At 66.2% G+C, this 11,055-nt stretch carries 9 protein-coding genes; 2 read left to right on the top strand and 7 right to left on the bottom strand.

Features of this window, described 5'->3' with window-relative positions; genetic code table 11:
* A partial coding sequence (locus tag KHY18_RS27225; RefSeq protein WP_502769416.1) for a rhodanese-like domain-containing protein occupies positions 1–157 on the top strand: 157 nt, incomplete at its 5' end.
* A 276-nt stretch (positions 158–433) separates the two neighbouring features.
* Here KHY18_RS27225 and KHY18_RS26070 read toward each other — a convergent pair.
* The 7 genes from KHY18_RS26070 to KHY18_RS26040 all read right to left on the bottom strand — a co-directional run bounded on the left by KHY18_RS26070 (position 434) and on the right by KHY18_RS26040 (position 10,381).
* Positions 434–2,683 carry an autotransporter-associated beta strand repeat-containing protein gene (locus KHY18_RS26070; protein WP_249729391.1) on the bottom strand — a complete coding sequence of 750 codons (2,250 nt, stop codon included), beginning with the start codon at positions 2,681–2,683 and terminating at the stop codon, positions 434–436.
* A 215-nt stretch (positions 2,684–2,898) separates the two neighbouring features.
* Positions 2,899–3,873, bottom strand: coding sequence for a Bug family tripartite tricarboxylate transporter substrate binding protein (locus tag KHY18_RS26065; protein ID WP_213307110.1), 975 nt, complete (start codon positions 3,871–3,873; stop codon positions 2,899–2,901).
* Positions 3,874–3,898: 25 nt separating this feature from the next.
* A complete protein-coding gene (locus KHY18_RS26060; protein ID WP_213307107.1) occupies positions 3,899–4,909 on the bottom strand; it encodes a membrane dipeptidase in 1,011 nt (336 codons plus the stop codon).
* Between the two features lie 25 nt (positions 4,910–4,934).
* Positions 4,935–5,540 (bottom strand): 2-hydroxychromene-2-carboxylate isomerase, encoded by a 606-nt coding sequence (locus tag KHY18_RS26055; RefSeq protein ID WP_349630341.1) that lies wholly within the window; start codon positions 5,538–5,540, stop codon positions 4,935–4,937.
* Entirely contained in the window at positions 5,537–6,949 is a 1,413-nt protein-coding gene (locus KHY18_RS26050) for an NAD(P)-binding domain-containing protein (RefSeq protein ID WP_213307101.1), read from the bottom strand. Before KHY18_RS26050 ends, KHY18_RS26055 begins: the two co-directional genes overlap by 4 nt.
* Positions 6,946–7,890 (bottom strand): LysR family transcriptional regulator, encoded by a 945-nt coding sequence (locus tag KHY18_RS26045; RefSeq protein WP_213307098.1) that lies wholly within the window; start codon positions 7,888–7,890, stop codon positions 6,946–6,948. Before KHY18_RS26045 ends, KHY18_RS26050 begins: the two co-directional genes overlap by 4 nt.
* 217 nt (positions 7,891–8,107) lie before the next feature.
* Complete coding sequence (locus tag KHY18_RS26040) at positions 8,108–10,381, bottom strand: TonB-dependent hemoglobin/transferrin/lactoferrin family receptor (protein WP_213307095.1); 2,274 nt, start codon at positions 10,379–10,381, stop codon at positions 8,108–8,110.
* Positions 10,382–10,514: 133 nt separating this feature from the next.
* Here KHY18_RS26040 and KHY18_RS26035 point away from each other — a divergent pair.
* Positions 10,515–11,055 (top strand): hypothetical protein (locus KHY18_RS26035; RefSeq protein WP_213307092.1); only part of this gene is annotated, 541 nt, incomplete at its 3' end.

The raw sequence follows: 11,055 nt of genomic DNA, 5'->3' as shown, positions 1-11,055 counted from the left end.
TTACTGCGCTGGACCGCATTGCAACGGGGCGGCACGCGGCGCCTTGCGTTTGGCGCGCTTGGGCCGGCCGGTGAAAATCATGGCGGGTGGTGTCTGCGGATGGTTGGATGAAGGCTTTGAACTCGATAGAACGCAGCCCGAATTGCCTTCTGCCTGAAGATTTGCATAGCCTCTGAACCGGCGATAAGCCAGATGCTGGTTGTCTTGCTGTGGCCGGTAGCAGCTCTTCGCGCTTGCCGCCGACAGCGGGCTTTCGGGCAATTTTCTGATCAGAAGTTGAACGACTGGTGTTGGCGCTCGCATCGAAATTGCGCTGTTGGCCAGAAGTAGTCTTTGAAACCCATCCTGTGGGCGGCTGCGTCAGATCTGACGACTAGAAAAAAAGAGCCTGCGCGATTTGATCGCGCAGGCTCTTTATGAAATGGACGCAGGATTAGCTGGCCAGGGTAATTGTGACGCTGGTCGCGTCGTATGTCACTGTGGACTTGGCGAAGCCAGCGACCGCCACGGTGTTGAACTTGTTATGCACGCCCTTGGCGGTGAGAACCACGATCTTGTCGCCGGCTTTGGGCGTATAACCGTTGACGAACGTCACTTTCAGTTCCCCTGCCAGCGCCGCGTCCTCGGCAACAACCACAGTTCCGGCTGTGCTGTTGGACAGTGCCAGGTGCAGCGCACCGGATTTTTGCGTGTAAGTGCGAGCCACATTGACTTGAGTGCCGTGGGTAGCCAGTGTGCCGCCATCAATGTACACCGCGCCTGTGCCCATTGCCTTCTGGGAGTCTGCGCGCAAAGTGCCTGCGGCAATGATGGTGCCGCCGCTGTAGGTATTGGCTCCAGTCAATGCCAGCGTTCCTGTTCCACGTTTGGTCAGCTTTCCGGCCCCGCTGATGTCATTGCGCCAGCGGTCAAAAGAACAAAATCCCGAGACGCAGAAGCCTGCGGTGCTTTGGTTCATGGTGACCACAACGTCGGCCTCGAACTTGCCATAGCCGCTGGCTGCATCGAACAGGTTCAGGCGCCCGAAGCCTTCCTCATCGTCCAGCACTGGGTAGCCAGAATCAATCGCAGTGGTCTTGAGCACCGCGCGTCGCTGGTCAGCGCTCAGATAGGGGAAGCGAGTTTCGAAAAGCGTCTCCATGCCTTTGGGCACCACGGCCGGCTTACCGATTTTGGTGCTATCTTGCGCAAAGCCAAAAGTCAGGCGGCGCAGGTATTCAGCCTTTGCGGCAGAGAAATCTGCGAAACGGTCTGCGTTGACATCCGCCGAGTGAGCGGCATCCCAAAGTTCCACGCCGCTGTTCACTCCAAGCTTGGTGCGCAATTGAGCCTGCGCCTGCTCGAACACCGCCAGGCGCTGCGCTTCGGTATAAGCGATTCCACGATCGCCAGCGCCTTTCATGAAAGGCATCCAGACCGATGAGCCCAGCATGCGCCCGCCCATGACGCCAAGCGCAGAGTGCATGCCCGCACGGATACGGTTTTCACCAGCTTCCATTCCACGAGCGATGGATTCGTGAAAGCGTTGAGGTGTTACATAGGCGATCGCCATCGAATAACGCACGAATTCTGCAGTGTGACCACTCGGGAAGTCGGAGTCTTGCTGTGCCCTGGTTTGTGCCGCCGCCGCATCGTTGCCTGCAGCACGGCGCGACAGCAGTTCGGGCAGGACCTTGACAGTTGGCAGGCTGCTATCGGCAGCTGACCAGCGGTAGGGACGGGCGAATTTATAGAAGCCCTTGGCTCCATTGTCCGAGGCGATATTGCCAACCGTGGCGTTGTCGACAAACTGGAGCACGGCCCCAAACTCGGGGTTGGTTTGGGAATTCGTGTCGCCCCATCCGGAGCTGGGGTTCTTCGCCAGATCGTCCCAGGCTTTGCCCAGGGGCCCCAGCGAGCCGCCCATGACCGTGCGAGTGACCTTGTTGCCGGTGTCATCAAGTGCAATGGCCTCCTTCTCGGCACTGGTGTACGCGGTTTTTGTAGTCAGCTTGGAGGAGTACTCCATGTTTTGCAAAAACAGATCGTTCTTTTTGATCGTTCCTGCGGTGCCTGTGGCGGGGGCCTGGCCAATTGCGCCGCTGGCATTGTCTGCGTTCAGAACATGCCAGACGCCGTTCCATGTCGTCAGGCCAAACATATCGCATGCTTGCGCCCCGGCGATGTTCATGTTCGGCGTGGTCGATCCGGCCGCAAAAATTCCGGCGTAGTCCGACGCCTTGAAACCGTTCATTTTTCGCTCTGACGGTTCGAAGATATCGAGGAAGCCAGACAAGATGCGAAGCGTGCTGTTCGTGGTGTGGTCGGCATAGCAAGCGTTGTTGCCGCCGGCCGTGGCGTCGTGCCGGCCTGAGTTGTAGACGGTCGCATCTTCGCGGTACTTGGGCACATCCGTGCGCGACAAAGGCATGCTCGTGGCCGCTTGCGGGGTCACGTTGACTGTTTCGGTGCCCAGCCCTGCGGGCGCGTCGGGAATGACGTACTCGGCAACCTTCCCTTCATCGTCACCACCGCAGGCCGTCAACGCTACCAAAGTCGCCAAGGCAACTGCGCGCAAAGCGAATGTTCTTTCACTTGCTAGAAAATGTGTAGAGGCTTGCATACGCGAGTTAATTTCACAAAACTTTAAACAAGCGCGCAGTTTGCGGATGGTGCATGAATGCTTGATGACAACTTGTGCCAACGAAGCTCCACTTCTGACTGGCTCAGGAATTCGAGGGGACTTCAGGCGGCTCGATCGATCCCCATGCCTTGGGGCTTGGCCGTGCGCCACTCGCCCATTTCCTGGAGCGGATCGCGCAAGCCTATGGGCTCAGGGACGCGGCGGATTCATGAAAACGCAGGTCCGACCGCTCTCGACAGCGGTGCGTGCCTGCGTATCGATGCCGCCACTCTCCCTCAATCGACCTTGACCCCCGCCGCGTCGATCACCTTGCGGAACTTGGCGCTTTCCGACTGCAGGAAGTCGCGCAGCTGCACATGGTCCAGCTTCAGTTCGAGAAAGCCCAGCTCGGAGAACTTGCCGCGCACGGCGTCATCCTGCAGCGCCTGCTGCACGGCGGTTTCGAGCTGTTGCACGATTTCAGGTGGGGTGTTGGCCGGCGCGAGCAGCGAGATCCAGCCCTCGGCCGAGAAGCCCGGATAGCCTTGTTCGGCCACGGTAGGCACTTCGGCCAGCGTGGGCCAGCGCTTGCCCGAGGTCACGGCGATGGGCCGCACCTTGCCGGCACGGATCAGCGGCAGCATGGCGGTGATGGTGTCCGACATGGTGTCGATCTGGCCGCCCATCAAGTCGTTGAGCGCGGGTGCCGAGCCTTTGTAGGGCACATGGCTCAGCTTCACATTGGCGGCAGACGACAGCATTTCCATGAACAAGTGCTGGGTCGTGCCGTTGCCCGAGGAGCCGAAGGTCACGGTGGCGGGATTCTTGCGCGCGGCGTTGACCAGGTCGGCGAGCGTGCGCAGCGGCGAGCTCACGGGCACGACGATGACCTGGGCGATGCGCGCCACGCCCACGATGGGGCTGAAGTTCTTCACGGCGTCGTACTTGGCGACGCCGGGCTGCAGCGACGGCGAGATGGTCATCGGGCCGCTGCCGCCCATCAGCAGGGTGTAGCCGTCGGCGGGCTGGCTGGCCACGTACTGCGTGCCGATGACGCCGCCCGCGCCCGGGCGGTTGTCGATCACCACGGGTTGGCGCAGCTTGGCGCCGACCTGCTCGCCGACGATGCGCATCAGGATATCGGACGACTGACCCGGCGGGAAGGGCACGACCAGCTTGATCGGGTGGTCGGGGTAGGGCGCCTGTGCGAGCGCCGAGCCCACCGTGAGCGCCAGGGCCAGGCCGGCCGCGATTTTGGAGAAATGTTTCATATCGGATGCTTTCAGAAGATGTCGCTCAGGCGCCCCAGACGCGCTGCAGCAGGCCCAGCCAGTTGCCGCCCAGCAGCTTGGTGATGCGCTGCTCGCTCCAGCCGCGCTCGAGCATGGCGGCCGTGAGATTGGGCAGCTGGTGCAGCTTGGCCACGCCCGCGGGCTTGTTGATCTTGGCCGAGCCGAATTCGGTCAGCGTGCGCGCCGTGCCCTTGTCGCGGTTGGCCCACAGCAGCCATGGGCCGGGGCGTGCATGGCCCTGGCTGTAGTCGGTGCCCACGCCCACATGGTCTTCGCCGACCAGGTCGATCACATATTCCATGGCGTCGAGCACGTCGTGCACCGTGGAGTCGTTGCCGGCCTTGAGGCCGGGCGAGAAGAAGCTGGTGCCGATCACGCCGCCTTTTTCGGCGCAGGCCAGGAACAGGTCGTCCGACTTGTTGCGCTTGACGTCGTGCAGCGCGCGCGGCAGCACATGGGTGATGGCCACGGGCTTCTTGGAGTAGGCGATCACATCGGCCGAAGTCTTGTCGCCCACATGGCTCAGATCGCACAGCACGCCCACGCGCGCCATCTCATCGACCACTTCGCGGCCGAAGCCCGTCAGGCCGCCGTCGGTGGGTTCGAGATAGCCGCAGCCCGAGTAGTTCTGGGTGTTGTAGGTGAGCTGCATGATGCCCACGCCCAGGTCCTTGAAGATCTCCACGAACTCCAGCCGGTCTTCGAGCGGCGAAGTGTTCTGCCAGCCCTGGATGATGCCGGTGCGGCCGCTGTCCTTGGCGCGCTGGATGTCGGCCACGGTCTTGACGGGCAGGATCAGATCGGCGTTTTCTTCGAAGCGGCGCTTCCAGGCCGAGACTTCGGCGATGCCTTCGCGGAAGTTCTCCCACAGCACATTGGAAGCGTTGAGCGCGGTGATGCCCGCGGTACGCGCTTCCTCGAAGATTTCGCGGCTCCAGTTGCAGGTGTGCAGCGCGTCGATGACGATGGCCTTGTCGTGCAGGGCCGTCGAGGCAGGGGTGGGAGTGATGTCCATGGCGGGTACCGGTCGGGGTAGGGGTTCAGGTGAGGGAAGAAAGCTTGCGGTCCACGAAGTCGAGCCGGTCCTGGCCCCAGAACAGCTCGCCGTCGACCACATAGGTGGGCGTGCCGAACACGCCCAGCGCCTCGGCGTCGGCGAGATTCGCCTGCCATTGCGCTTCGATATCGGCGGGCGAGGTTTCCTGCACCAGCGCCGCGGCGGCCGCGCCGCCGTGGGCCAGCGCAATGCTTTGGAGCGTTGGTACGTCGGCAATGTCGCGGTCCTGGGCCCACAGCGCCTGCTGCACGGCAAACGAGAACGCGGGCGCGTCGAGCCCGGCCTGCTGCAGCGCGATCACGGCCCTGGCCGCGATCTCAATGGTGCGGCAGGGGTAAAAGCGCGGGCGCAGGTTCAGCGGAATGCCCAGGAATGCGCGCCAGCGCGACAGCTCCAGCGCGTGGTAGTCCTGGCGCGGCTGCAGCCGCGTGCGCAGCGGAATGCCGCCGTTGGCCTCGATGATGCGTATCGGCCGCAGCACCAGGCGCGCGCCGTGGCGCTGCGCAATGGCCTGGGCGCGCTGCGCGCCGAAATAGGCCCAGGGGCTGGAGATGCCGTAGAAGACTTGCAGGGTGGGGGTGGTGCTCACAGGGTCTCCAGTTCGGTGGTGGCCAGGGTGGCGGCCGCAGTCCATTCGTCGCCCAACAGTTCGGGCGTGTCATAGGCGGCAAAGCGCGCCAGGAATTCGTCCTGGTCCTCGGCGAACAGGCTCGCGACCAGGCCCTGGGTCAGGCGGCGCGCGCCGTCGCTGATCGAGGGAATGCCGCTGGTCAGCTTGCCGTGCGTGGCCACGGCCGCGAAGTTGAAGGCGTGGATATGCTCCAGGCCCGGGCAGCTGCCGGGCGCGCGCTGCTGCAACTCGAACGCCGCGCCCAGCACGGGGTTGGAACCGGGCTGCTGCTGCAGATCGCGCCACAGCAGCAGATGCGGCGCGATGGCCGCCAGCTCGGGCCGCTGCGCCGCATCGACGGTGAAGCCCGTGGCGAAGATCACATAGTCGAAGCGCGCCGTGCCGCGCGGCGTCGTGAGCTCCACCGTATCGCCCTGCTCGGTCATCTGTTCTATGGGGCAGCCGAAATGAAAGCGCGCATTCGCATGGCGCGAGACGCGCAGCACGCTGGCGCGCGGCGCGGGCAACTGGGCCTGCTGGTCCATGGCGAACACCGCGGCGCGCGTGGCGATCGGCAGGGCCTGAAAGCCGTGCACCGTGCCGCGGCTGCCCACGCCGCTGAACTTGTCGATGCGCGGCATGGCGGCGCGGCGCACCAGCATGTCGACCGACGCAGCGCCGGCTTCGAGCGCGAAGGCCGCGTTGTCCATGGCCGAGGCGCCCGCGCCGATTACGGCGATGCGCTTGCCGCGCAGCTGCGCGGCGTCGAGCGCGTCGGAAGAATGCGCCCAGAAGCGCCGGTCCACGCCCTGCGCCACGGCGGGCACGAAAGGCGCGCCCAGGCCGTCGAGGCCGGTGGCGAGAATGACGCGGCGCGCGAGCAGCAGCGCGTTGTCGGCGTCGGTCTGCACTTCGACCACGCCGTCGGCGCGCGGCGTGATGGCGCGCACGGTGACGCCGTTGCGCACCGGCAGATCGAGCACGCGGCGGTACCAGACCAGGTATTCCATCCAGGTGCTGCGCGGAATGCGCTCCACCTTGTCCCAGGACTCGGCGCCAAAGCGCGCCTCGTACCAGGCGCGCGGCGTGAGCGACGGCACGCCCAGCGCCGGGCCCGTGGCCTCCTTGGGCGTGCGCAGCGTGTTCATGCGCGCGGACGTGATCCACGGCCCTTCGAGGCCGGCCGGCGCGCGGTCCAGCACTTCGACGTCGTTGACGCCCAGAAAGCGCAGCGCGGCCGCGGTGCACAGGCCCGACAGGCCCGCGCCGATGATCAGTACATCGCGCACGCCGGGGCGGGGCGTGAGCCAGGGCTTGGCCGGCAGATTGAGCAGCGCCAGTTCTTCGCGCAGGCGGGCTTCAAGGGCTTCAAGTGTTTGGTGGCTCATGCGGCCCTCACATCGTTGCGCGCCACCGGCAGCACCTTGCAGGACGGAACGTTCTCCTGCAAGACCGCGGCGACATGGGTGATCAATTCCTGCAGGTGGGCGGGCAGGGCAAAGCCCGTGCGGCTCACCACGCCATAGCGAAACGGCAGGCGCACGGCCAGCGGGCGCTGCACCAGGCCTTCGACGGGCGAGCCTGTGGGCGACAGCGGCTCGATCAGCGCAATGCCCAGGCCGGCGCGCACCGCGGCCATGGCGGTGAACGAGGTATTGGTGTCCAGCGGCGTGCCGCGCGGCAGACCCGCGGCCTGCAGCGCTTCGTCGACATGGCGGCGCTGGCGATAGGGGTTGGCCGTGGTGATCAGCCGCTGGCCGCGCAAGGCTTCGAGCGGCAGCACGTCATGCCCGGCCAGCGGGTGGTCGGCGCGCAGCACGGCCACGCAGTCGACTTCCACCGCCCAGTGCACTTGCAGGTCCGGGCCCAGCACGGGCAGGCTGCAAAAGCCGATATCGCACAGGTGCTCGCGCACCTGCGACGTCACTTCCTCGCCGCCCAGCGCGCGCAGATGCAGCGGAATGTTCGCAATGTGCTCCATGCGCGCGATGGCCTGGGGCAGCAGCCCCGACGAGAACGCGGGAATCGACGCAATGTCGAACGCGGCCGGAGCGCCGTCGCGTATCGCATCGGCAATGGTCGTGAGGCGTTCGAGCCCGGCCAGATGGCGCTCGACTTCGGCATGGAACAGCCGGCCGCGCGCGGTGGGCGTGATGCCCCGGCCTTCGCGCTCGAACAGCGCAAAGCCGACCTTGGCTTCGAGGTCCTGGATATGCCTTGTGACGACCGATTGCGCACGCCCCAAGGCGGTCGCGGCGACGGTGATTCCGCCATGCGACATCACGGCCCGGAAGGCCGCGATCTGATGGAGCTCTAGAACTTTATTCATGCTTGAAACGGATGATATAGAGTTTGATATTTGAATTATGCATATGTTAATTCGCTTTTTGCCTAATGGGGGCAGGGGCTTGGCGCTGGCGCAGGCGTAGATCGCGCCAGCGCGTGCAACGATCAGGCCGCGGCCACGCCTGGAAGCGCCGGCAGCGGTCAACGCGGCGCTGCTGGGCTTCTTGCGTTCGCTCTGACGAGGCTGCGCGAACGCGTCTTCAGAAATCGACGCGCAGGCTGATGGCCGCCGTGCGCCCCGGCGCGGTGTAGGCGGCAAGCCGGGCATCGTTGCCGGTGAGGCCGCTGACCGTGGACCAGTCGTGGTGCTGGCGATCGAACAGGTTGTACAGCGCCAGGTGCAGTGTGGCCTGCTTGGCGATGCGCCAATAGGCGCTCAGGTCCAGCGTCGCATAGCCCGCGGTGCGCAGCGGCACGGGCGCGGTCGGGCCGGTCTGTGCCAGGGCTTCGTTGACACGGCGCTTGCCCGCGACCAGGTTGCCGGTCAGCGTGGCGCCCAGGTTGCCGCCGCGCTGGTCCCAGCGCAGGCCGGCGACCAGGCGCGCGGGCTGGATGCTGTTGAGCGGCTGGTCGGCGCTTTTGTCGTTGCCCACCGACCACTGCAGCGCGCCTATCAAGCGCCAGCGATCGGCGGCGTCGAACCAGTGGCCTATGGGGGCCTGTCCCTTGGCCTCGATGCCATAGATCGCGACTTCGCCGATGTTGCGCGACTGAAAGCGCCGGATCGCGCGCGAGCCGCCGCTGTGGCCCGCGGGAATGAAGGCCGTCATCTCGGTGTTGATGAAGTCGGTGTAGCGGTTGTAGAAGGCCGACAGCTCGTAGGAGCCGTGCTGCGACTCGCCGCGCAGGCCCAGCTCCAGGCCGCGGCTGCGCTCGGGCTGGAGCTGGGGGTTGGGCGTGAAGTCGTGGATGAACGTGGCGACTGCGACCTGGCCCACGCGGTTGAGCTGTTCGGGCGTGGGCATGCGAAAGCCCGTGACGTAGTTGGCATAGACCACCTGGCGCGGCTGCCATTCGTAGGTCAGGCCCAGGCGCGGCGTCCAGGCGTTGCGCGCCAGGCCCACGGGCGTGGTGCCGGCGACATTGGCATTGGCAAACAGCGCATCGGGCCGGGGCGAGATGCGGTAGCTGTCGTAGCGCAGGCTGGGCGTGAGGCGCAGCTTGCCGTCGCCCAACGCCAGCTCGTCCTGCACGAACAGGCCGATGTTGCGCGTATCGCTTTCGGGCGCCGTGCGGCGCGGGAAGACTTCGCCGTCGATGACCTGGGTCGCGCCCGTGCCCGCGGCCGTGCGCTGCAGCGCATTGTTGTAGAGGCTCACCGACTTCGCCAGCAGGTCCATGCCCGCGAGCCAGCGGTGGGTCACGCCGCCGGCGTCGGCCCGGCCGTCGAACTGCAGGCTGCCCGACCACTGCGGCTCGCGGTAGGCCATGCTGGCGTCGCGCAGCAGGGCCGGGGCGGCGCCCGGCGGCTGGCGCGCATCGGCCGTGCGCTCGTCGCTGCGGCTGCGCTGGTAGTCGATCTGCGCCGAGAAGTGGTCGAACCAGTGGCTGTCGGGCGCATAGCGGTAGGCCAGGCCCAGCCGGTCACGCTGGCTGCTGTCGTCGGCGCGGCTGCGGGTGATGCGCGTGCCGCCCGATATCGGGCCTATCAGTGACTGCTGGTTCGTCTGTATCGCCTGCTCGTAGTGCTCGCCCGTGAGCGTCAGCGACTGGCGCGCATCGATGTCCAGCACCGACTTGAGCAGCAGATTGCGCTGGCGCGTGTCCTGCGGGTCGGGGTGCAGCGCGCTGTCGCCGTGGTTCTTCAGCCCCTGGCCGTCGCGCGCCGACAGCGACAGCAGGTTCTGCGTTGCGCCCGCGCGAAACGCCAGCTGGGCGCTGCCCCAGCGGCTGTTGTCGCGGCCGTCGAAGCCCGTGGACGCGGCGCCCGCGAAGTCGGTGGAGGAAGACAGGAAGTCCTGCGGCGACAGCGTGCGAAACAGCACCACGCCGGCCAGCGCATCGCTGCCGTAAAGGCTCGATGCCGGGCCCTTGAGCACTTCGACGCGGCTCAGCGACAGCGGGTCGAGCTTCAACTGTCCCAGGTTGGCGCCCGCGGCCGCGTGGCCGCCGGGCAGGCGCACGCCGTCGACGCGCAGGCCCAGGCGCTGGCCGCCTATGCCGCGCACTTCGATGCCGGCTTCACCGCCGCGCCCGCGCGGCTCGCGCTTGACCGCGATGCCGGGCTCGTAGCGCAGCAACTCGCTGAAGTCCGTGACCAGATTCTCGCGCAGCTGCTTTTCGTCGATCACCGCCACCGTGGCCGGCGTGGTCAGCGCGTCGGTGGGCCGGCGGGTGGCGGTGATGACCACGGGCGCCAGCGCTTCGTGGGCGCCGGTTGGGGCAGGGGCGATTTCCTGGGCCCCGAGCACGGGCGCCGCGGCGGCGGCGCAGACCCCCAGGATGGCTGCATGCAGCCTGGTCAAACGAAACATGGCTTTCCCTCGATTTCTCTTTGATTGAATTTGCATGTTATAACATCACATTACAGATGGTTCGAACGGGTCGTGGAAAATGGTGTGGACGCTCAGCGCAACAAGAACAAAAACCGGCGGGCGTCGCCTCCTGGTGGCCGCGGCCCTGCTGCTGGCCCTGGCCCTGACGATCTCGCTGGGATGGGTGTGGCGCGCTTGGGTCGCGCCCACGCGCATCGCGCTGGTCAACTACCCCGAGTTCCAGGCCGCGCGCCTGATCAAGGCCCAGCCCGGCGCCTTTGTCGATGTGCAGGTGCTGCCGCTCGATGGGCTGGAGCGCGCGCGGCGCTATGACCTGGTGCTGGTCTTCGGCCGCGGGCTCAAGCTCGATGACGCGCAGCGCGAGCAGCTGCGCGCCGCGGGCAGCGCCGGAACGCCGGTCTTTGTGGACGGCGTCACCAATCCGCAGCACGCGGCGCTGACCACGCTGCAGGGCGCCGAGCGCGATGCCGTCGCCGCCTATCTGGGCGGCGCCGGGCCGCTGAACTACGCACGTCTGCAGACCTATGCGCGCCGCGTGCTCGACGGCAAGTCGCTGTTTGCCGACAGCGTGCAGCCGCCGCAGCCGATTCCCCAGGACGTGTTCTTTCACCTGGGCGACGCCGCGGTGTTCGCCGACTTTGCGGGGTTCACGC

Origin of the sequence: Acidovorax sp. CCYZU-2555 (assembly GCF_018413525.1) — a bacterium.
In the GTDB taxonomy this organism is placed as follows: Bacteria; Pseudomonadota; Gammaproteobacteria; order Burkholderiales; family Burkholderiaceae_C; genus Comamonas.
This window is presented reverse-complemented; position numbering and strand designations above follow the sequence as displayed.

Excerpts from the sequence above, each read along its gene's own strand:
- KHY18_RS26065 (WP_213307110.1), bottom strand. The coding sequence starts at position 3,873 with ATGAAACATTTCTCCAAAATCGCGGCCGGCCTGGCCCTGGCGCTCACG.
- KHY18_RS26060 (WP_213307107.1), bottom strand. The coding sequence starts at position 4,909 with ATGGACATCACTCCCACCCCTGCCTCGACGGCCCTGCACGACAAGGCC.
- KHY18_RS26040 (WP_213307095.1), bottom strand. The coding sequence starts at position 10,381 with ATGTTTCGTTTGACCAGGCTGCATGCAGCCATCCTGGGGGTCTGCGCC.
- KHY18_RS26045 (WP_213307098.1), bottom strand. The coding sequence starts at position 7,890 with ATGAATAAAGTTCTAGAGCTCCATCAGATCGCGGCCTTCCGGGCCGTG.
- KHY18_RS26050 (WP_213307101.1), bottom strand. The coding sequence starts at position 6,949 with ATGAGCCACCAAACACTTGAAGCCCTTGAAGCCCGCCTGCGCGAAGAA.